The sequence below is a fragment of the Acinetobacter sp. FY683 genome (genome assembly GCF_059515885.1).
Genome location: NZ_JCAKNA010000004.1, coordinates 94,621 through 117,434 on the forward strand (window position 1 = coordinate 94,621; position 22,814 = coordinate 117,434).

Here is a 22,814-nt window from a genome sequence, read left to right on the forward strand (position 1 = left end):
GTTCTATATAAGCAAAATCTGTCTTAAAATTAAAGCCCGATTGTAAATAAAAATGGATTTATTACTTTTGACATACTGTTTTGCGTAGATTTGGGTATAATGCGAAGCAGAATTATTGAGGATTTATCAATGACTGAACAAGCACGCGATACCGAAGCGTTAATTCGTGACCAAATTGCTAAACATGCAGTTCTTCTTTACATGAAAGGCACACCACAATTTCCACAATGTGGTTTCTCTGCACGTGCGGTAGAAGCGCTTAGTCAAATTGGTCGTCCATTTGCGTATGTAAATATTTTGGAAAACCAAGATATTCGTGCTACTTTGCCACAAATTGCAAATTGGCCTACATTCCCACAATTGTGGATCAATGGTGAATTGATTGGCGGTAGCGATATTATGCTAGAAATGTTCCAAACTGGTGAATTGAAAACATTAGTTGAACAATATAGCGCGGCACCTGAAGCTTAATTCAGTTGTTGAAGCAAAAAAAAGCGCCTCTAGGGCGCTTTTTTATTATTTAAATTTTACTTTCATCTGATAGATGTTCTGAAGTTTCAGGTGTGTGTTCAGCATCTTTTAGCTTTTCTTTTTTCTTGTCCTTCTTTTTTTTCTTCTTTTTCTTTGGCTTTTCTTCTTCAAGCTCAGCACCATCTTCTATTGCTTGCCAGTACTCGAGTTGTTCCATAACGGCAGCATAAATAGAGTTTTTGGTATATCGACCTTTTTTATCCAGTGTACCTACAGGGCGAGCCATCAGAATTTCAAGTGCTTGATCGATCGTATCAATCGCATGAATGTGGAATTGACCTTCGGTTACCGCTTCAATTACATCTTTACGGAGCATGAGGTGTTGCATGTTTTGACGAGGAATAATAACGCCTTGTTTACCCGTGAACCCTTGAAGCTTACATGCATCGAAGAAGCCTTCAATTTTCGCATTGACACCGCCAATAGGTTGTACCTGACCTAATTGATTCATGGAACCAGTAATTGCCCAAGATTGATCAATTGGTAATTGGCTAATTGCAGAAATAAGTGCTGAAAGTTCGGCAACTGTTGCGCTATCACCATCTACTTGACCATAACTTTGTTCAAAAGCTAATGCAGCAGAGAAATGTAAAATTTGTTCACGGCCAAAGTGAGCTTTTAAGAAACTTGACATCAATAGCACGCCTTTGGCATGTAAAGAGCCACCCAGTTCTACACTGCGTTCAATATCTAGAATATCGCCACCACCTTGATAAACTGAAGCAGTTAAACGAGAAGGTAAGCCAAATTCTACATCTGCATATTGAATGACAGAGAGGGCATTAATTTGTCCTAAGCGATGTCCGCGTGTTTCTATAAGTTGTGTACCGCGGGATAAATCTTGCCAATACAATTCGCGTAAATAACCTAAACGATATTTACGATGGTCTAAAGCTGTATTGATATGCGCTTCTGTGACCATTTTATCATCTGCTTTTTCTGCATGATGATGTGCTTCGCGAATGAGATCGCCCAAGGTTAAAGCATGAAGTGATAATGAACTTTGATCTTCAGCTTGGCGGCTTGAATCTGTAAGTAATGCGGCTAATGCGCTACGGTCAAAAGGCAGTAATTTATCGGACTGAACATAGTCTGCAATAAGCTGCATATAGGCTTGTTCGTTTAATTCATTACGCTGTAAGGTATCCGTAAAGTCTGCACGAATTTTGAAAATGCTACCAAGTTCAGGCTCAAGTTCTAAGATTTCATAATAAATTTCAGGTTCTGCAAGTAATATCACTTTAATATTTAAAGGAATTGCGGCGGGTTCAATAGAAATGCTTCCTGTTAGGGTAATCATGTGCTCCAAAGAGGAAAGTTTGAGCTGTCCCGATTTAAGTGCACGTTTTAGGCCTTGCCATGCATAAGGTTGTTCTAATAATTGCTCTGCTTCGAGAATGAGAAATCCGCCATTGGCTTTATGCAGTGAACCAGAACGTATTAAGGTGAAATCTGTGGTAATGGTGCCATTTTGAGTAAGTTGTTCTACATGACCCAATAAATTGTAATGCGTTGGGAAATCTTCAAATACGACAGGCATACCAGAATTAGGTTTATGCGTTACTACAATATTGGCTTGATAGCGTGGAGGTACACGACTAAATAGCCCCGCAGTAAAGTCATCTTCTTCTTGTTCCAAAACAATTTCAACATTATGAATAATGTCTTCGGCATAGTGTTTAAGATAGTCGGCTAAACCAGCTACATCTTTAAACTTATTTAACAATGCTTCAATACGAGGAAGAACAACTTGTTTGGCAATATCACGGTTTAACACTTGGACTTTGTCACGAGCATGATCTTCTAAATCACCCAAATGCATACCTAGTCGTTCAAGCTTTTTATCCATATAACGAATGTTTGCAGAAATTTCAGCACGATCTTTGTTGTTGAGTGCATTGATTTCAGTTTGCGTCATTTCTTGCATTTTATTGTCTTTTAAATGCATTGGAACAAAGCAGTGTTCTTCATTGTTCGAGATAAGTTTTAAATCTAATTCTTCGCCTTCTTTAGTAAGCTCAATAAGTGCAAGATGTTGTTCATCTCCCGTTTGTTGACGAATCATTTCAATACGGTTGTGATACGTTTCTGCGGTAAAACGACGTTCAAGCTGTTTGAGTACTGTTTGCCAAGTTTGATGTAGTTGTGCTTGAAACTTGGGTGCTTGTCCTGCGGGCATTTGTAGCGCAATAGGTTGGCGTGGATGTTTAAAGTTATAAACATAGACCCAGTCATTAGGCGTAGGCATAGTTTTCGCATGTTGTTGAAGCAAACGCTTCACCATTGTACGTTTGCCTAAACCGGCTGTACCTACAGCAAATATATTGTATCCAGAATATGGTAGTGCAATGCCAGCTTCTACAGAGGCACGTGCTCGGTCTTGTCCCAAGAAATTATTTAATGGTTTGATACGTTTTGTTGAAGAGGGAATTTTTACAAGATCAGGTGTATGTGTAAGCTGAGACGCTTCAAGCTTAGTTTGAGTAAGCGTAGGAAGGATTTCTGTTTGATCAAATGCTGATATCAGGTTAGTTTGAGTTGTATCTGAGGTTATGTTTGTTGTGTTGGCAGCGACAGCAGTTTTTACTTGATCGAGTTTTTTCGGCACAGTTTTAGGTCCAAAACAAAATTAAACATGAGAAGTTTAAGATATACAGGTTTAAGGGAAAAATTCAAGCAAACATAAAGTTTTTCGTCATAAAAAGATGAATGTTTTCATAAATCATGTTGAATCTATTTGTATTAAGCGTTTGAATAGCAATTATTCATTTTTGCAGAAAATAAATAAGTAATGACAACACAAACTAAGGATTGGAAATCGGCTTTTACTGCATTTTTAGACCGACGTGCATTAATTATGCTGTTCTTGGGTTTCTCTGCGGGTATTCCGATTTTACTCATTTTTTCTAGCTTATCTTTATGGTTAGGTGAAGCAGGAATAGATAAAAGTGCAGTGACATTTTTTAGTTGGGCGGCACTCGGTTATTCGTTCAAATTTGTTTGGGCTCCCTTAGTTGATGAACTTCCTGTACCTATTTTAACGAAGTTATTAGGTCGGCGTAGGGCTTGGTTGCTCATTGCACAATGCTTAATTATTTTAGCTATTTGTATTATGGCATTTTCAGATCCTTCTTTAGGGCAAGGCTATATTTATCAAATGGCGGTAGGTGCAGTATTACTTGGTTTTTCTGCCGCAACGCAAGATATTGTGATCGATGCTTACCGTATTGAGCTTGCTGAAACTAATATGCAAACGGTGTTGGCATCTACCTATAACGCAGGTTATCGAATAGGGATGATAGTTGCTGGTGCTGGAGCATTGTTTCTAGCTGCATCTTTTGGAACGGCAAAAGGGAATTACATTTATAGTGCATGGAAAATCACGTATTTAATTATGGCTGCGGTGATGTTGGTCGGAATCCTGACAACATTATGTATTCGTGAGCCACAAGTAGATCGTATTCGTAAAGAATATAAACGTGGTGATTATTATCGTTTGGTCACGGTATTTTTCATTGCCGTTATTAGTTTTGTACTGAGTTATATCTATTCAGGAAACCTAACCGAAAGCTTAAAAACACAATTAAACATTTCAGATTCATTTTTATTGTTTTGTTTTGAAGCATTACGCTTTTTAGGATCAGGTGCTGTTGCTATATGTATGGGTTCTGTTTTAGTTAAATCAGGTGCTGTGAATAAGCAAATGGCGTATGAAACTTGGGTTCATCCTATCGCAGATTTTTTTAAGCGCTATGGGGTAAAACTTGCTTTAGTTTTATTGTTGCTGATTGGTTTTTACCGAATTTCAGACATTATTGCAGGTGTCATTTCGAATGTCTTTTATCAAGATTTAAACTTTACGAAAGAGCAAATTGCAGAAGCTGTAAAAATTTATGGTGTGATTTTTAGTTTAATTGGCGGTTTTTTAGGGGGCTTGCTAGCACAGCGTATGAACATCATGAAGCTGATGTTTGTAGGTGCTGTACTTGCATCTTCAACCAACCTTATTTTTGTTGGTTTGGTGAAGTCGGGTGAGAAACTTAATGATGTTCAAATTCACGTAGGTACTCAGGCATACGCAGCATCTGTTGATGAAGTTGGCTATTGGCAAGTGAATATTCCAAGTCAGGTTTTAGTGCAAAGTCATCGGTTAGATGTAAAAGCGAGTTATGTAAACTCTAATGAATCTATAACAGCAAACTTACCGTATTTGGTTCAAAAAAATCATCAAACTGTTATGCAACTATTGCCTGTCACAAGTGATAATACAATTTCTGCAAAAGAAAAAAATGGTAGTTTAGTTGTTCGAGGACAGTACTTTGGTGCGCCGTTAAATGATCAACAAAAAATTGTAGTGACGTTGGATGGTGAAAAACTTGATGCCAAATTAGACAAAGATGGTATGTTTAGTACGGCAATTGATGCCAAAAAATTGTTGAACTCACCATCTAAAAATATCACGGCTACACTTGTAGAAAATGACAAAACTGGCTTAGCAGTACAGCATAAATATAGCGTAGATACATCTGAACAAAAACATACTTTAAATGTAGATTTAAAACCGATCCCTGCAATTGATACAAATTCAAATGAAAGCGTAAAAGTGTCAGGAAAAGTGATTAAGCCATATAGTAGCGGTTGGCTCTATTTTGCAATTATTGTCGATAATCTAGCTTCAGGTCTGGCAGGAGCAGCATTTATTGCTTTCTTATCAAGTTTAACGAGCGTGTCATTTACAGCAGTTCAATATGCAATTTTCAGCTCATTAATGACGTTAACCCCTAAGATTTTAGGTGGTTATTCAGGTACTATAGTGACTAATATTGGTTATCCAAATTTCTTCTTAATGACTACATTAATTGGTGTTCCAATTTTGGTTTTAGTTGTTTGGGTTGGAATTTTACTCAGAAACCATCAAAAACTTACTGCAAATGAAGGTGAATAGTATGCGAATGTTACATACCATGTTACGTGTAGGCAATTTAGAACAATCTTTAGCGTTCTATACTGAAGTACTGGGTATGACATTGCTTCGTAAACGTGATTATGAAGAAGGTCGTTTCACATTAGCTTTTGTAGGCTATGGTGATGAAGCAAATAATACAGTACTAGAGCTTACTCATAACTGGGATACAGAAAGTTATGAATTAGGTAATGCTTATGGGCATATCGCAATTGCAGTAGATAATGCCTATAAAGCGTGTGAAGAAATTAAAGCACGTGGTGGTAATGTTGTACGTGAAGCAGGTCCTATGAAGGGCGGTGTAACGGTTATTGCTTTTGTTGAAGATCCAGATGGCTATAAAATTGAGTTGATTCAACAAGACTCAAATGCACGTAATAACTAATAGACCTTATATAGGGTAAATAGTTTAAGAAAATAGTGAATATTTTAATAGATATAGACACTTTTTTCTAAAAGCTCAGTAAGATAGTTTATCGAAAGGTAAATTCTCATACTGAGCTTTTTAATGTCGGTTGATAAATACAAGGAAGAAGTAATGTTGAAGTTGTTGGCTTTAGATCGTTTTACGATTTTATTGGTTGTAATGGTTATATTGGCATCAGTAGTGCCTGTATCGGGTCAGGCTGCATATTACTTTGGTATTTTAACAACAGTTGCCATTGCGATTTTATTTTTTTTACATGGTGCTAAATTATCACGTGAAGCAGTAGTGCAAGGGATTATGCATTGGAAACTTCATACGCTTGTCTTTGCGCTTACTTTTGCTGTATTTCCAATACTGGGGCTAATGGCAAAACCTATACTTGAACCATTATTAGGTAGAGAGTTGTATTGGGGCTTTTTGTTTATGTGCTTTTTGCCCTCTACAGTTCAGTCTTCAATTGCATTTACTTCTGTAGCTAAAGGTAATGTTGCAAGCGCCGTATGTAGTGCATCTTTTTCTAATATTATTGGGATGTTTATTACACCTGTATTGGTGAGTGTATTTATATTGGGTCAGGTCAAGCATGATTTTGATCCAACAGCATCTATTATCCAAATTACGTTGTTACTTTTGATCCCGTTTATTTTGGGGCAAATTTTAAGACCTTGGGTATTTCCCAAAATGCAAAAAGTACCCAGTATTGTCAAAGCATTTGATCAGGGTTCAATTTTGATGGTGGTGTATGGTGCATTTAGTGGAGCAGTAGTTGCTGGTCTATGGAAGGCTGTTAGTTTTAATACTTTGGTTTTATTAATTTTGGCATGCTCAGTGTTGCTAACAGTTGTAATGCTTTTAGCCTTATATATTCCGAAATTATTAGGTTTTAATAAAGCAGATCAAATTGCAATATTCTTTTGTGGCTCTAAGAAAACCTTGGCAAGTGGTGTACCAATGGCACAAATTTTGTTTATTGGTCAGCCATTAGGAATGATTGTTTTACCTATTATGATTTTCCATCAAATGCAACTTATGGTTTGCGGTGTCATTGCAAACTACTGGTCTAATAAAGCTGAAGCAAAAGAGAAAGAATAGTTCGCTTTATGTAAAATATAAAGTATAATGTTGCCCACTTGTTGTGCTTAGCTCTGACGGTATCCGTCTCGGTGGGCCAAAAGAATGGTCTGTTGTGGTGTTGATCTGCTGAAATAATTTAATTCTTTCACCTTTTCCTCATTTTTGATGAGAGTGATCAATTGCGATGACAGCAAAACCTTCTTTAATCTTAGGAGAATCGACGATGCGCGCCGATATTCACCCAAAATATGAAAAATTAGTTGCTACTTGTTCATGTGGTAACGTAATTGAAACTCGTTCTGCGATTGGTAAAGAAACTGTTTACCTAGACGTATGTTCAGCTTGTCACCCATTCTATACTGGTAAACAGAAGAATGTTGACACTGGCGGTCGTATCGACAAGTTCAAACAACGTTTCTCTGGTATGTCACGTTCTATCAAACGTGGTTAATACTGAAGCGAAAAAAACGGGCTTTAAGCCCGTTTTTTTGTGTCTAAAAGAAAGAATAAAAATAAGATTTAACTATTCATATTGGATTGAAAATAAAAAATCAGCAATATTTAAAACCTTTGTATTTTATATTTCAAAAATGACAAAGGTTTAAATAAAGAAGCATGTACAAAAACTTTACGAGTCTTGTACATCAACAAGTTGGTCTAATTTTTTCTGGAAATAATCACCTTGAATAAAACGAGCTTCAACATTCCAGGCATTTGCAAATAAGTTCATATCGTTTAATTCACGTAATAGCATTTGTGCTGGACGAATTTCTTGGAAAGTTAATAGCTTTTCATTGAATTCTTGCATGGTTGTTTCATTGGCTAGCATGTGTGTTAAATCTGAATGTAATGATAAACACTCAACATCAAGTTGTTTTAGAAGCGTTTCACTATACATTGAGCGACCAAAATTACGGATTGCAATTTGTGCGCCGTGCGAGCGTAATAGGGCATACTTTTTCTTCACTTCATCAATATATTGATGTACATCTTCTTCCGCAAATTGAAGAATAAGAGGGTGTTCAACTGGGCTACCAACAATAGTAATTAGTTTTGATACAAACTCTGGGAATGCGTTGTCTTGAAGTAAAATATGTTTGTTTAAGTTGATAATGAGTTTAGCACTCGGATATTGAGTAATAAAATTATGTAGCTGTTTACACGCTTCTACTAAAATCCAACGGTCAAGTTTAATAGATAATTCAGGGTCTTCTGAAAGCTCTAAAATATCATTACAGTTTTTCCAAGTTGTTCCATCAATAAAACTACTTGTAACCTCGTAGGTATAAAGACTTGTATCTTCTTTGTCATATAGTTGTTGATATTTAAGATGAATTTCACCTTTGTTTAGGCATTCTGTAAGTCGACCAAGCGTACTGTCAAGTTGCGGGGCAATGAATACGGATTCATTTGGTTGAGTAATTGCAGGAGTTGGGGTAAGTGCAATGACAGGACTTTCTACTTTGGTTGTAGGAATTTCAATATTTGGTGCGAAGTCTGTGTCTAAAGCAAAATCTACGGTTGATTGTTTGCATGGTACTGGAAGCTCAGTATTAAATGCTTGAGCAATGTGATGATCAAAAGCTTGTTCATCTTTAATACTATTTTCTAATATGCTAAAGCCCATACGTAAGTTTAATGGATAAGATGAACCATTAACTTCAATAAGTTGAGGCTTTGAGAGTGAGCTCAAAGCAGATAGTTTTGAGTCTAAAACAGCTTGTGAATCTGCTTGAAATAGACCGATATAGACAAGGGTATCGACTTTGAATAAAGGAACTTGGGTTTGTTCTTTTAAAAAATTACGAATATTTTGGAAATAGGCTTTAGATGTAAACCAATCTAACTGAAAAATTTGTTCTGGGCATGAAGCCAAAGAAAAAATGACTAGGGCATTTGCAGTAGCTGGCTGCTTTTGCAATACACGATTGATTTGTTGGAAAATATGTGTATTTTGTGGCTGTGTTTCAATAGTTGTTGCAAGTGAAGAAGATGTTGTTTCAATATCGATTGTAATTTGAATAGCATCTTCTTCTGTTGCTTTTAGAAACTCTACATTGAGAGGGTTTTTACTTGATATATTGCTATTTAAAGATTCTAGGCTAAATGAACCTGCTTCTAGTTGACCTTGAGTTGCTTTTTTTATACGCGTTTTTAATTCCGCAACATTTTTAGGCTGAAGTAAATCAAGTAAAGGTAAACCAATAATTTCATCTTCAGATTTAAAGCCAAATAAGTCTAAATACTCAGGATTCGCTTGAATGTGAATACCTTCTTGTACAAGAGCAAGTGCTTTATTGCTGTCTTCAACTAAAGATTGTGCTTGAGTTTGAGCTGTTTCTAACTCTTCCATTAAGTTTTCTTGATGTTGTTGCAAGCGACTAAATGCAAGCGTGCGAATTACACCATAATAAAAACGCTCAGGATGATCGATATTAAGAACATCGTATAAACCTTTATGGATATAACTCGTGTATTGTTCATATTCGTAATCATCGGGGTTAAGTAATAAAAGAGGTAATCCCGGTTGTGATGATGAACGAATTAATGCAATGGCTTGATCTACTTTTAAGTCATAAGCACGACCAAAAATAACAACATCCCATTTTAAATTTAATTGTTTTTCGAAGCTTTTAACATCATCTAAAAGCGTGGCAACAACATTAAAGTTATTTTCTTTCAGTTGATTACAAATTTGATTAAATCTAATTTGATTATCATCGATAATGAGTAAGCGTGCTTCCGAACGTTTATGTTTTTTAGAAAATAATGGATTTCTCACTTTAATGTTTCCCATAAATCATGATGTTTTACTTCATTCAATTGTTGCTGGATAAATGTATCCAAAATTGGCTTGTGCTGTTCATTAAGCAACTCAAAGTCAAAACGCATGAAACTTTGAGTAATTAATAACGGCTTAATTAAAAATACTTTTAACTCATCTGAGCCTAAACGAAGTTGAATAGATTGCTTGTCTTTTAATAATCCAATTCCTGGCAAAATGAGAGTAGTGGATGTTTCATCTAATTGTGTGTTTTGCATAATAAGAGCAGGGTGGTAATGTCCTGTATTCCGATCGACTTGTAAGAAACATGCACATGGTGCAATGTCTTGAGCAAGGATTTCTAAGCCAAGTTCTAAACTTTGTTCGGAAGATTGTTTAATCCAACGAATAACGCCACCACGCCATGGGCTACGTGAGTTTTCTTGGACTAGAATGAATTCACCAGTTTTTAAATTTTTGGGTGTTTCTCCAGACCATTTAATACGATAACCATTGACACTAATATCAAGAACATCGACTTGAAAGATTTTTTTTGCTTCTCGATCTGTTGTTTTAACTGTTTTGTCATTTAGTGAAATTGAATGATCATTTGGGTCTTCAAATACACTTGCACCTTTAATTTGGTAATTAGGGCCTAGTGCCAATGTTTCATTGAAATTTTTGGCTTTAGATAGGTAAAAATGAGCAGCACTTAAGCCAAAACATATTTTAATACGTGCATTATATTCATACCGTTCATGACGTCTTTCTGCTGTATTTGTTAAAATATTATGCAGATGAAAATGTAGAGCAGGTGTTAAAAATAGCTTCTCATTAGAAGACATTTTTTCATTTTTTCGCCCCTGATTTTCATTCAAATATTCAAGTAATGCTTGGGTTGAAATATAGATATTTACACTGCAATCTGAGTTTTGTAGGGTATTGAAAATAGGAGCATGATCTTTAGTTGAATCGACAATATAGCGAGATAGCGTAGATTCTTTAGGTAAAATTTGAATGAACTTTACCCATTCATAGCTACATAAAAACAAGCCCTGAATTTCAGCTGGACGAATTTGATGGGTATTAAAAATATTAAGCACAATTAATTGAGCATAAGCTTGATTAATATTTTTAATTTGATGTTTTGTACCTAATATTTGGTTAATGTTGGTCAAATTGTAATTGTGCTTCATTGCTGTTGCTAAAAGCGTATGCGTGATAAGCCATTGACCAGGGAGGGCTGTGTTGTACAGCATTTGTTGTTGGTAAAATAATAGAGCAAGTTGTTGCAATGCGTAATAGGTTGCAACAATTCGAGCAGTCTGTAAGTTCTTTTTCAGTTTAAAAGAAAATAAAGAAAAATTTTGACTTTCTAATTGATGATTACTGCGCTGAGCAATATCTATATAAACTTTAGATAAATGAATTCTTAAAGATAAAGCCAATTCAATAATTTGTTTATTACGGCTATCTGAAATAAGAGATTGATTAAAGAAATGTTTCTCTAGACTGTTTAAAATATTATCGATAAGAGGGTGAATCGCTTGAGTTAAATCAAAGCGAAGTGTTTCACTACAGTTAAGTTTAGATATTTCTACAAGTGCATTAAATAAAGCACGTGCCGAATCTCCCAAATGATGAATTTCTAATTGTCCCGACCATTGTTGAATGCTTTTTACAGAATTTTGGCAAAAACTAAGTTGATCCAATGTTAATTCGTAGGTCGTTTGAAAGATATCGTTCGACTTTATATCCATAGTTCTTATCTAACTCAAAAAGTTGCAGTTCCAAATAGTGGAGTTTTATTCTTTTCTCCAGCAATTTCTCTAACAAGTTTAGGTACCAAATAGCCAGGCAATGTTGCAAGTAAGTCTGTATAAATGTGATTAATGACATCGGGGGCTAAATCGAAATGATGTGCGCCTTTCACTTTATCTAATACATGTAAATAGTACGGCATTACCCCAATATCAAATAATTTATAACTTAAGTTTGCTAAAATGTCAGCTGAATCATTTACCCCTTTTAACAAAACAGCTTGATTTAAAAGCGTAATTTTATTCTCTACAAGTCCACTTAATTTTGAACATGTATAGTCATCTAATTCTAGAGCATGATTTGAGTGTATCACTAGAATTATGTGTAGCCTACTGTTTTTTAAGATAGAAATAAGTTCATTATCAATTCTACTTGGAATAACAACGGGAACACGTGAGTGAATTCTCAAGTACTTTAATTGATCAATTGATTCTAGTCGATCAATCCATAATTGCAATTTTCGATTTGAAATTGTGAGCGGATCACCACCACTTAAAATAACTTCATTAATGTCAGGTTTCGATTCAATATAGTTTTTTATATTTATCCAGTCATCATTTTTAGGTAAATTTTCTTGATATGGAAAATGACGTCTAAAGCAATATCGGCAATGAACCGCACAAGCACCAGTAAGTGTAAGTAAAAACCGTGATTTATATTTATGTAAAACACCTGGTTGTTGATTGGCATCTTCTTCACCTAATGGATCAGTTACAAAACCACCATGATCCTCAAGTTCTAAGTGATGAGGTAATATTTGTAGTAATAAAGGATCAAGGGGATTTCCTTTCTCTATTTTTTCAGCAAAAGCACGAGGCACACGTAGTTTGAATTCTTCAGATGCCAAAAGCGCACCAGACAATAATTGTTCAGTTGATAATTCGAGTTGATCTAACAGCTCTTGAGGATGAGTAATAAGATCACTCATTTGAGATTGCCAATTTTGCTCTTGATACAAATAATTTGTCATGTTGATGCTTAAAAATATTAATTAATTTTAAATACAAACGAATGGGCTGATTCAAAATTCAAGTGGAGTGAGAGATAAAATTATCTGAAATTGATATTCAATTTTGATGAATTTTACATCTTTATGAGAGTGCTATAAACCAGAGAAATTAATGTATGTGTATAAGTTAATCAGCTTAAGTTCGTTATTCAGGAATTTTTCATTGCGACAAAGTGTATTGGTCATTTAGAATACGTCATATTACATTAATGTGCGCGTGGCATAAATGTGCGAATTAGCTTGCTAAATGATTTGTACAGCCCGTGGCACTAAAGATTAAAGTTAGTAAGTTTGGAGTGCCAGTCATGGCCTATTATTCTACGAATGATTTCAAGTCAGGCCTTAAGGTCATGCTTGATGGTAACCCATGTTCAATCATGGAAAATGAATATGTTAAGCCTGGTAAAGGTCAAGCATTTAACCGTGTTAAATTGCGTAACCTTCGCAGTGGTAAAGTTTTAGAAAAAACTTTCAAATCTGGTGAAAGCTTAGAAGCTGCAGACATCGTAGAAGTAGAAATGGAATACTTGTACAACGATGGTGAAATGTGGAACTTCATGGATCCTGTAACTTTTGAACAGATTGCTGCTGATAAAACAGCGATGAGCGATGCTGCGAAATGGTTAAAAGACGATTCTAACGAAAAATGCACAATCATGTTGTTCAATGGCGTTCCTTTGAACGTTACAGCACCTAACTTTGTTGTATTAAAAATTGTTGAAACAGATCCAGGCGTTCGTGGCGATACTTCAGGCGGTGGCGGTAAGCCAGCTAAGCTTGAAACAGGCGCTGTTGTACGTGTTCCATTATTTGTACAGCAAGAAGAAAGCGTTCGTGTAGACACTCGTACGGGTGATTATTTAGAGCGTGCATAATGGTCTACAATTAGACTATTATCGAAAGGGATGATGAAAATCATCCCTTTTTTTATGCCAAAGTCTTAGATTAAAAGAAGGATATGAGGAGTAAAATTGTTTAGGAAGAAACAGCGGTACTCCAACAAGAATAAATAAGCTGATTAAGTACATACATTTATGAGGGATTTACATGGAATCTGTACAACCTAAGTTGACAACAACTTCGAAAATAATATGGCTGCTTGTTGCCATATTAGGCGCAGTATCATTTGGAATATTGGCGGTAAGTCGTGGTGAGCATGTAAATGCGGTTTGGCTTATTCTGGCAGCTATTTGTGTTTATAGCATTGCATACCGTTTTTATAGTTTATTTATTGCAAATAAAGTTTTTGAACTTAATGAACGTCGTTTAACGCCAGCTCATCGTTTAGCAGATGGCTTAGATTATGTTCCAACAAATAAAAGCGTATTGTTTGGACATCACTTTGCTGCAATTGCAGGTGCTGGTCCGCTTGTAGGTCCAATCCTTGCAGCACAAATGGGTTATTTACCAGGCACCATTTGGCTTTTAGTGGGTGTTGTTCTTGCAGGTGCTGTACAAGATTTCTTAGTTCTTTTCATTTCTACACGTAGAGATGGGCGTTCTTTAGGTGAAATGGCGAAGCAAGAGCTTGGTTCATTTGCTGGTGTAATTGTAATGCTCGGCGCGCTTGGTGTGATGATCATCATTCTTGCTGTATTGGCATTGGTTGTTGTTAAAGCATTAACAAATAGCCCTTGGGGTGTATTCAGTATTGCAGCAACTATTCCAATTGCATTGTTCATGGGTATTTACATGCGATTTATCCGTCCAGGGAAAATTGCAGAAGTGTCAATTATTGGTTTTGTACTAATGATGGCAGGTATTATCTATGGTGAAAATATTGCTCAACATCCATATTGGGGTCCATTATTCACATTAACTGGTACTGAATTAACTTGGTGCTTAATCGGATATGGTTTTGTTGCATCAGTTTTACCAGTTTGGTTGCTTTTAGCACCACGTGATTATCTATCTACATTCCTAAAAATTGGTGTAATTGCAGGTTTGGCTATCGGTATTCTTTTTGCAATGCCAGAAATGAAAATGCCAGCAATCACTCAATTTGTTGATGGTACAGGTCCTGTGTTTGCAGGTTCAATGTTCCCATTCTTATTTATTACTATTGCTTGTGGTGCTATTTCAGGTTTCCACGCACTTGTTTCATCGGGCACAACGCCAAAACTTGTCAACAAAGAAACTGATATTCGTATGATCGGTTATGGCGGTATGTTGATGGAGTCTTTTGTTGCAATCATGGCAATGGTTTGTGCAACAATTTTAGATCCAGGCGTATACTTTGCAATTAACTCTCCAGCAGCAGTTATTGGTACATCTGTAGAGTCAGCAGCTGAAGCTGTTCGTAATTTAGGTTTTGTCGTAACTCCTGAAGCTCTAACATTACTTGCACAAGAAGTGGGTGAGAACTCAATTTTATCGCGTACAGGTGGTGCACCAACATTTGCTATTGGTATGGCTCACATCATTACTGATATTTTTAACAGTCGTGAAATGATGGCATTCTGGTATCACTTTGCAATTTTATTCGAAGCATTATTTATTTTAACAGCAGTTGATGCGGGCACACGTGCTTGTCGTTTTATGGTTCAAGATACCGTTGGTATTGTTGTTCCTGCGGTTAAAAACTCTAAGAATTTTGTGGGTAACCTTATTGGTACAGCGGTAGCCGTATCAGGTTGGGGTTTCTTTGTGTATCAAGGCGTAGTAGACCCATTAGGCGGTATTAATAGCTTATGGCCGTTATTTGGTATTGGTAACCAAATTCTTGCTGCAATGGCACTTATTTTGGGTACAGTTATTCTGTTTAAAATGAAGAAAGAAAAGTATGTTTGGGTGACAATTGTTCCAACAATTTTCTTATTCATCACATCAATGACAGCGGGTTGGCAAAAGATTTTCCACGAAAATCCAAAAATTGGTTTCTTGGCACAAGCGAACCGTTTTTCAGATGCAATTGCGCGTGGTGAAATTTTAAAACCTGCTAAAACAATTGGGGAAATGCAAACAATTGTATTATCAAATCAAATTAATGCAGCGTTATGTGCATTCTTTATGATTGTTGCATTTGTCATGTTGTTTGCTGCTATTAAGGTGATTCGTCGTGCTTTAGCTTCACCAACACCAACAGTAAATGAAGCGGAAGCAATTTACGTTGATCCTGCTGAAATTGAGCCATCAAAATCTGCACATTAATGAGGATTTCGTATGAACCTTAAATTTGCTAAAAGTGGTAAAACGGTGATTTATAAAATCATTAAGATGACCATTATGTCGCAAAAAGAGCTGATTCTTAATCCTAAGAATTGGTCTAGAATTGCGACACTTTGGCAGCGTTTACAACAAAGCTTTCGCTTAATGGTTGGTGTGCCTGATTACCAAAATTATTTGGAACATATGGCAAAACATCATCCTGATTTAGAAGCAATGGATGCAAAAACATTTTATCGTTACTGTGTGGATGCTCGTTATCCAACCGCAGGTGGTGACATGAAAAAATGTCCTTGTTGATATTTTGGTGAATAAAAAAGCGCTCATAAGAGCGCTTTTTTATTTGATTTTGAATGTAATATTTGAATAATGATGATAGAGGAAAACATATAAGTACATAAAATGAGTGAATTTGTAGAATTAATAAAAGTGATCATTGCCAATCCATCATCTAGTATTGTTGTTTTTGCGATTTGTGGGTTCTTAATTTTTAAAGTTAAAGATTTATTGCAAATATTTTTTGATGTAAAAGATTTAAATAAAAAGAGATTGATGCAGAAATTTGAGGAAACATACACATTTCACGAGAAAAACTTTCTCAGTTCTGAGTTAAAAATAAATTATGAGCGCTTATGTGAAGAGGCTCAGATAAAAGCCCTAATTGGTTGTCCATATTGTTCAAAGGAAATGGCGCAATATATTTTAAGCCGGAAACATATCACAAGAGCAATTCGAATTTATCATCGAATTAAAGATGAAATTAAAATAGAAAATGGAGTGATTGTGCCTAATTTGGTTATGCCTAATTGGCGTATAAAGTTGAATACTTATGCTGGTGATGTTTTTTATTTTGTCCTTATTTTTATAGGGGTGATACCGATGATATTAGCTGCGCTAGGAATCTTTTTTAAAGTTCAAAATGCTTTCGATACTCAATATTATATGAATGCTATCTTTATTTTTATAGCATTATCAATTCCCGCCTTTTTTGTTTTAATCCAATCTTTAAAGCCTGAGTTCACTAAAATATTTTGTGAGTTAGAAGCACAACTTACAGATGAAACTGAAGATAAGTCTGAAACGATAGAAATAGAGGGAAAAGTCGCATAACTATCTTAAATTTAATGATACAAAGAGCTTTGAATTCTTTAGAAAAAATCGAAAACCGTGTATGTTAATCATTCATTAGCTTTTATTTTGGGGAAAATGGGTGATTTGGGGAATGAATAAATTTAAGCAAAACGATATATCAGAACTTAGTGCTGACATTGTCATTACACAGTATGCAGATAAAATTGATTTATTCTTAGAACAACTCAACACCATTATTTTAGATAAAAATCAACAAACAAAGCTTTCACTCTGCTGTTTGTTGGCAGGAGGTCATGTTCTTTTTGAAGACTTACCTGGGCTAGGTAAAACTACACTTTCAAGTGCTTTGGCAAAACTTGCGGGAATGGAGTTTCAGCGTATTCAATTTACCAATGACATGCTTGCAAGTGATGTTATTGGTGTGAATATGTTTAATCAAAAAGAACATCAGTTTGAGTTTAAACAAGGCCCAATTTTCACTCAAATTTTACTAGCAGATGAAATCAATCGTTGTAGCCCTAAAACACAAAGTGCATTATTGGAAGCAATGGAAGAAAGCAATGTCACAATTGATGGGGTACGTTATGAGTTACCTCGACCATTTTGGGTTATGGCGACACAAAATCCATTATTCCAAAGTGGTACGTATGCTTTACCTGAATCTCAACTTGACCGATTTTTAATGCGTTTATCAATGGGCTATCCATCAAGACAAGCTGAAAAGCAACTGCTTCAACAAAACTCACGACAAAGTTTAATTTCAACATTAAAGGAAGTATTTAGTGAAAATGAAATTTTAAATATCCAGAACAGTGTGAAAGAAGTACATGTCGCTGAATCAGCCTTGGACTATATGCTTGACTTGGTAGAAGAAACTCGTAAGGGAAGACATGGCTTATCTACTCGAGGCGTAATTGCTTTAAAACGAGCTGCACAAGCTTATGCATTTATCGAAAAAAGAACATACGTTACAGCAGAAGATATTCAAGCAATTTTTGTTGCTGTAACAGCACATCGTATTGGTTTATCAGAGGCAGAAACCTTAAGTATTATGCATAAGGTTGCAGTGAGTTAAGCGCAATGCTGAATAGTTTTTGGCAGAATTGGGAAAATAAACGATTTCGTTTTGATAACTCAAAAAAGCTCTCGCAAAAAGATATTTTGGTCTTTATGTACCAACATGGATATCTATATTTGGTGCTAATTTTTATCACATTTGTTGCAGGTATTAATTATGCAAACAACTTGATTTTGGGTTTTTGTTTTTTAATTAGTGCTGTGCTCTGTATTAGTTTTTATCTGACATTTAAGCAATTACATGGGCTAGAAGTTGAAATCGCGACCAGTGAAATTGGACAGGTAGGACAAAATGTAGAGGTCACGATATATCTGCATCAACAGGAAAAGCATCATCGTTATTTGTGGATTGAAAGCGATGGATATGAAAAAAAGATATTGCTAAATCAATTAAAAGATAAAGTAATTTTGAGCTTGTATACGGATGCTCGAGGGGAATTCTACTTACCTAAAATTAAAATAATGTCGGTGTATCCTTTTGGGTTGGTTCGGGCTTGGACATATTTATATCCAGAAAATTTTATTTGGATTGCACCAAAACCTGAACATTACCAGAGTGAAAGTAAACAATTGCAGCGTTCATTAGAGTTGGATGTAGATGAGTTTCGAGAGCTTCGTGATTTTCAAAAAGGAGATTCTTTGCATGCAGTGTCATGGAAACAAGCTGCACGAGGTCAGGGACTTTATATTAAAGTATTTGAACAGCATGAAGATCAGCACAGCATGAATATTGTGTATGAAAATATGCCTGCAAATTCACATGAAAATAAGCTGAGTTTAATGATGGGGCTAATTGAACAATGTGAGCAAGCAAATTGTGCATATAGTATGTCATTACCTAGAGCTCAACTTGAAAAAGGATCTGGAGAACAACATCTTTTGAATGCAAAACTATTATTAGCACAGGCTTAAAACAATGCATGAATCTATTCGTAATTCGATTGTTTTGACACTGAGTTTAATCTTAGTGACGCAAGCTATTTTTTTACCTGTAGCCATAAGTATTCTATTTTTTATTGTTATTCTTATATTTTATTTTAATGCGAGAAAGAATAAACGTACATCTAAAGTCATTACATTTTTATTTGTTTTAAGTGCATTGCTCAGTATTTTTTTATCATTTAAAACGTTTTTAGGCGTTGAAGCTGGTGTTGCTGTACTGTCTACATTCCTCTTTGCTAAATCGTTAGAAACAAAAGCGAAACGCGACATTATTGTTTTATTTAATTTTGCATTATTTGTGAGCGCAAGCTGTTTTCTTTACAGCCAAGCTGCATGGATGGCAGCGCTAGTTTTCATGTGCTTTTTAAGTTGTTTAACAGGATTGTATCGTTTACAAAGTATCGATTTTTTACCTACACATGAACATAAAGCATATTTATTACAGGATGTTAAACATGTAGGTAAATTGGTTGTATTTGCTATACCATTTTTTGTATTACTTTTCTTGTTTTTCCCGCGTTTACCACCGCTTTGGCATATACCAATACCTGATGATTCAGGTGTAACAGGATTAAGCGATACTATGTCACCAGGTGATATTGCTAAGTTATCGCAATCATCTGAGTTGGCTTTTCGTATTGTGGGGGATATAACGCGGTTGCCTGAACGCTCAGAATTGTATTGGCGAGCATTAGTTTTAGACCAATATGATGGGAGGACATGGACAAGTAATTTTATTAATCAGCAACCTATTCAAAATGAGAAATATCAACAAATAAAAGGGCAGTTGGATTATCAATATTTACCTGCTGATGCACGGGGAAAATGGATAACAGTACTTGAAAAATCTATTCCTCAGCAAAACAATTATGTTTTAAGAGCGGATTGGAGTGTTATCTCAAATAGACCTAATGCACGAATTATTCCAATCTCTATGCAATGGATAGGAGATGGTACTGTTGATGGTATTGATCAAAATATTCCAGAATGGGTGAAATCGACGAATTTAAAAGTTCCTGTAACCGATATAAAAGCACAACAATTTGCTCAAGATTTATATGTGAAAAGTGGTGAAAATTCAGCGAGCTATATTGAAAATATTTTGAATTGGTACAAATCGAATGGCTTTGTTTATACCTTGAGTCCTGGTGTTTTAGGTGAAAATCGCGTAGATGAGTTTTTATTTCAATCAAGACAAGGATTTTGTGAGCATTATGCATCAAGTTTTGTCATGTTAATGCGCTATGTTGGAATTCCTGCACGTATCGTTGTTGGATATCAAGGAGGGCAACTTTCACCTGATGGAGAGACTTGGGAAGTTAGACAACTAGATGCTCATGCATGGGCTGAAGCTTACATTGATGGAAAATGGCATCGATTTGATCCCACTGCGATGATTGCTCCTGAACGTATTGATAGTGGTATGCAGAATATGCTTGCTAGTGATCAAAGGGTTTTAGGTAATCAAAATCAGTGGAAATATCAGCAATTTAATTTGGTGAATAATCTGCGTGTTTGGAGCGATTATTTAGGTTATCAATGGCAGAGTAAAATTGTGGGATATGATGTCGAAGCTCAAAAAAATTGGTTTAATCGAATTGGATTACAAAGTTCATATTCGGCTGTATTGTTTTTAATATTTGGGATAATGATGATCGTGGGAAGCTATTTTGCTTCACTTCAGCTAATTAAATATAAAAGACGAGATAAGATTGTATGGGCATTTAAAAAAATGTCACAAAAACTTCCTGTAGAGTTGCAAAAAGAATTATCAGAACCTATATCAATATGGTTGAAACGTATATCTGTTTCATTGCCCTTAGATCAGGCTGCTGTTTTTCAGCAATGTACATCAGCTTATGAACAATATAAGTATCACAATAGGTGTGAAAAGGCTGATATTTCATACCTGCTTTTTTTGATTGATAATTGTACGGTTGTAATTAGGGAACATAGATACTACTTGTTTTCAGAATCGAAAATTAATAATATCGATAAGCCTTAGGTGTATAGCTCAGTTGGTTAGAGCGCTACGTTGACATCGTAGAGGTCTCCAGTTCGAGTCTGGATATACCTACCAAGATTTTTACTATAAAAAATTAATATATATCTTCAATTAAATTATAGCATTTATACTGTATTTTAAATTTACACCCAATAGCTTCTATAAATAGAAAAGGGCAAGTAAAACTCGCCCTTTTTTAATGCTTATATCAAAGAAAACTTAAACTAAGTTTTGATCATGGCCTAAAATATTTTGGTTGATGTTACTTTCTAAAATAGAAAACAAACGGTCTTGGGCTTCATCTGTTGCCCAAGCAATATGCGCTGTAATCATAACATTTGGATGGTTTATATTTAATAATGGGTGATCTTGAGCAGGTGGTTCTTGATCTAATACATCTGCGCCAAAACCTACAAGATGACCAATCTTAAGAGCATTCGCTACATCTTGGTTATGAACTAAACCACCACGTCCAACATTCACTAATATGCTATTTTTCTTCATTTTAGAAAGAACTTTACTGTCAATAATATGGTATGTTTCATTGTTGAGTTCACAGTGAAGTGACAGAACATCTGCTTGTTGAATGGCATCCTCAAATGGAACATAACCATCACGACAAGTTGTATTGTTTTTGCGTTCGCAGAAAATGACCTTCATTCCAAAAGCTTGTGCTTTATCTGCTAAGGACTGACCAATTTCACCTTTACCTAAAATGACGAGTGTTTTATTTTTTAGCTCACGAATAGGTGCTGCGAGGTGGAATGAAACGGGGCTGTTTGTCCATGTGCCATCGGTTACAGCTTGAATTTGTGCGCCAAAATTTTTAATGAGATTCATCATTAAAATAAAAGCATGTTCTGCAACAGCATCGCCAGCATAACCACGAATATTGCAAACTTTAACATTATGATATTTAAGCAAAGCGATATCTACATGATCATAGCCTGTAGAACATAAAGCCAATAATTTAAGGTTTGGATTGTTATCTAAAACTTGTTGATCAACTTTTAAGTCGCTAATGATTAAAACATCTTGACCGTGGACCAGATCATAAAATTCTTGCTGGCTGAGTTGTTCATATTCGGTATATTCAACTGGAAAATCAAATTGAAAAGCTTGATTGAGTAAAACACCTTTTTCAACGCAGCTAATTTTTAAAGTACTCATAGATTCAATGTTCTTTTATAGGTGTTAGAACATACGAGCTATTTTTTAATTAAGTCGTATGCTACTTTGGTGTCCTCTAGTTGCACTAATGACGCATGACGAGCAGATAAAGGGTCTTTATTTTCAATAGCTGTCATAATTGCTTTATGTCGAGGAAGCGAATGGTTTTGAAGGTTTGGGCGTAAGCTGGTGACTTGAATTGATTGCTGTAAAGGTAAAACTAACATTTTTAACATATAAGCAAGTAAATCATTATGAGTTGCATTGGCAATTGCAAGATGAAAATCTATATCAGGTTGAATAAATTCTTCAATATTTTTTGCTTTTTCCATGCCAGCATACGCTTCTTTAATACGATTTAGGTCTTCTTCTGTGGCAGTGCTTGCCGCAATAAATGCTAACTCAGGCTCCAGCACACGACGTACAGTAGACAATGTTTTAAAAAACTCATTTTCAGGTGTGGATTGGATACGCCAATACATAATATCAGGATCTAGTAAGTGCCATTCATCTTTAGGTCGAACAACTGTGCCAATCTTAGGTCTAGATAAGGTCAAACCTTTTGCATGTAAAACACGAATTGCTTCGCGAAAAACAGGACGGCTGACTTGGTATTCTTCACACAGTTCAGCTTCAGACGGTAATTTTGCATTTTCAGGGATTTCGCCCGAAACTATTTTTAGACCTAATTGTTGGACAATCAGAGCATGTTGGCTTTTACTTGGAGCAGGATTTTTATAATCGGCATTACTCATATTTTAACAATTGACCCTA

At 35.5% G+C, this 22,814-nt stretch carries 18 protein-coding genes and 1 tRNA gene; 13 read left to right on the top strand and 6 right to left on the bottom strand.

Going from position 1 to position 22,814, the window contains the following annotated elements:
* Nucleotides 1-129 precede the first annotated feature (129 nt).
* Complete coding sequence (gene grxD / locus AC5YDH_RS03345; protein ID WP_166323214.1) at nt 130-471, top strand: Grx4 family monothiol glutaredoxin; 342 nt, start codon at nt 130-132, stop codon at nt 469-471.
* Nucleotides 472-520: 49 nt separating this feature from the next.
* On the opposite strand, the gene AC5YDH_RS03350 is transcribed toward grxD, so the two are convergent.
* The gene (locus AC5YDH_RS03350) at nt 521-3,139 is read right to left on the bottom strand and encodes a Lon protease family protein (RefSeq protein WP_496116880.1); all 2,619 of its coding nucleotides are present in this window, start codon (nt 3,137-3,139) and stop codon (nt 521-523) included.
* Nucleotides 3,140-3,322: 183 nt separating this feature from the next.
* Here AC5YDH_RS03350 and AC5YDH_RS03355 point away from each other — a divergent pair, with 183 nt between their 5' ends.
* The 4 genes from AC5YDH_RS03355 (at nt 3,323) to rpmE (ending at nt 7,446) form a co-directional block, all read left to right on the top strand.
* Complete coding sequence (locus AC5YDH_RS03355) at nt 3,323-5,476, top strand: AmpG family muropeptide MFS transporter (protein ID WP_496116881.1); 2,154 nt, start codon at nt 3,323-3,325, stop codon at nt 5,474-5,476.
* Between the two features lies 1 nt (nt 5,477).
* Nucleotides 5,478-5,879 carry a lactoylglutathione lyase gene (gene gloA / locus AC5YDH_RS03360; RefSeq protein ID WP_496116882.1) on the top strand — a complete coding sequence of 134 codons (402 nt, stop codon included), beginning with the start codon at nt 5,478-5,480 and terminating at the stop codon, nt 5,877-5,879.
* A 153-nt stretch (nt 5,880-6,032) separates the two neighbouring features.
* Nucleotides 6,033-7,013, top strand: a complete 981-nt coding sequence (locus tag AC5YDH_RS03365) for a bile acid:sodium symporter family protein (RefSeq protein WP_496116883.1) — start codon at nt 6,033-6,035, stop codon at nt 7,011-7,013.
* Between the two features lie 205 nt (nt 7,014-7,218).
* Complete coding sequence (rpmE, locus tag AC5YDH_RS03370) at nt 7,219-7,446, top strand: 50S ribosomal protein L31 (RefSeq protein ID WP_496116884.1); 228 nt, start codon at nt 7,219-7,221, stop codon at nt 7,444-7,446.
* 177 nt (nt 7,447-7,623) lie between these two features.
* Here the strand turns inward: rpmE and AC5YDH_RS03375 are convergent, their stop codons facing one another.
* From AC5YDH_RS03375 to epmB, 3 genes are read right to left on the bottom strand one after another with little or no spacing between them, the layout of a single operon-like run.
* A complete protein-coding gene (locus tag AC5YDH_RS03375; RefSeq protein ID WP_496116885.1) occupies nt 7,624-9,792 on the bottom strand; it encodes an EAL domain-containing protein in 2,169 nt (722 codons plus the stop codon).
* Nucleotides 9,774-11,519, bottom strand: coding sequence for a cyclic-di-GMP receptor FimW-related protein (locus AC5YDH_RS03380; protein WP_496116886.1), 1,746 nt, complete (start codon nt 11,517-11,519; stop codon nt 9,774-9,776). Before AC5YDH_RS03380 ends, AC5YDH_RS03375 begins: the two co-directional genes overlap by 19 nt.
* A gap of 14 nt (nt 11,520-11,533) precedes the next feature.
* Nucleotides 11,534-12,550 (bottom strand): EF-P beta-lysylation protein EpmB, encoded by a 1,017-nt coding sequence (gene epmB, locus AC5YDH_RS03385; protein ID WP_496116887.1) that lies wholly within the window; start codon nt 12,548-12,550, stop codon nt 11,534-11,536.
* 344 nt (nt 12,551-12,894) lie between these two features.
* Between epmB and efp the strand changes: the two genes are divergently transcribed.
* The 8 genes from efp (at nt 12,895) to AC5YDH_RS03425 (ending at nt 20,945) form a co-directional block, all read left to right on the top strand.
* The gene (gene efp, locus AC5YDH_RS03390; protein WP_496116888.1) at nt 12,895-13,464 is read left to right on the top strand and encodes an elongation factor P; all 570 of its coding nucleotides are present in this window, start codon (nt 12,895-12,897) and stop codon (nt 13,462-13,464) included.
* Between the two features lie 172 nt (nt 13,465-13,636).
* Nucleotides 13,637-15,739: a carbon starvation CstA family protein gene (locus tag AC5YDH_RS03395; protein ID WP_496116889.1), complete on the top strand. Its 2,103-nt coding sequence runs from the start codon at nt 13,637-13,639 to the stop codon at nt 15,737-15,739.
* Nucleotides 15,740-15,751: 12 nt separating this feature from the next.
* The gene (locus tag AC5YDH_RS03400) at nt 15,752-16,054 is read left to right on the top strand and encodes a YbdD/YjiX family protein (protein ID WP_154773214.1); all 303 of its coding nucleotides are present in this window, start codon (nt 15,752-15,754) and stop codon (nt 16,052-16,054) included.
* A gap of 102 nt (nt 16,055-16,156) precedes the next feature.
* Nucleotides 16,157-16,864, top strand: coding sequence for a hypothetical protein (locus tag AC5YDH_RS03405; protein ID WP_496116890.1), 708 nt, complete (start codon nt 16,157-16,159; stop codon nt 16,862-16,864).
* Nucleotides 16,865-16,964: 100 nt separating this feature from the next.
* The gene (locus AC5YDH_RS03410) at nt 16,965-17,921 is read left to right on the top strand and encodes an AAA family ATPase (protein ID WP_496116891.1); all 957 of its coding nucleotides are present in this window, start codon (nt 16,965-16,967) and stop codon (nt 17,919-17,921) included.
* Between the two features lie 8 nt (nt 17,922-17,929).
* Entirely contained in the window at nt 17,930-18,835 is a 906-nt protein-coding gene (locus AC5YDH_RS03415; RefSeq protein WP_496116941.1) for a DUF58 domain-containing protein, read from the top strand.
* 4 nt (nt 18,836-18,839) lie between these two features.
* Complete coding sequence (locus AC5YDH_RS03420; RefSeq protein ID WP_496116892.1) at nt 18,840-20,870, top strand: transglutaminase TgpA family protein; 2,031 nt, start codon at nt 18,840-18,842, stop codon at nt 20,868-20,870.
* Nucleotides 20,869-20,945 (top strand) — tRNA-Val (locus tag AC5YDH_RS03425). Before AC5YDH_RS03420 ends, AC5YDH_RS03425 begins: the two co-directional genes overlap by 2 nt.
* 144 nt (nt 20,946-21,089) lie before the next feature.
* Here AC5YDH_RS03425 and AC5YDH_RS03430 read toward each other — a convergent pair.
* Nucleotides 21,090-22,040: an NAD(P)-dependent oxidoreductase gene (locus AC5YDH_RS03430; protein ID WP_496116893.1), complete on the bottom strand. Its 951-nt coding sequence runs from the start codon at nt 22,038-22,040 to the stop codon at nt 21,090-21,092.
* Between the two features lie 38 nt (nt 22,041-22,078).
* Nucleotides 22,079-22,795, bottom strand: a complete 717-nt coding sequence (locus AC5YDH_RS03435; protein WP_496116894.1) for a FadR/GntR family transcriptional regulator — start codon at nt 22,793-22,795, stop codon at nt 22,079-22,081.
* Between the last annotated feature and the right edge of the window lie 19 nt (nt 22,796-22,814).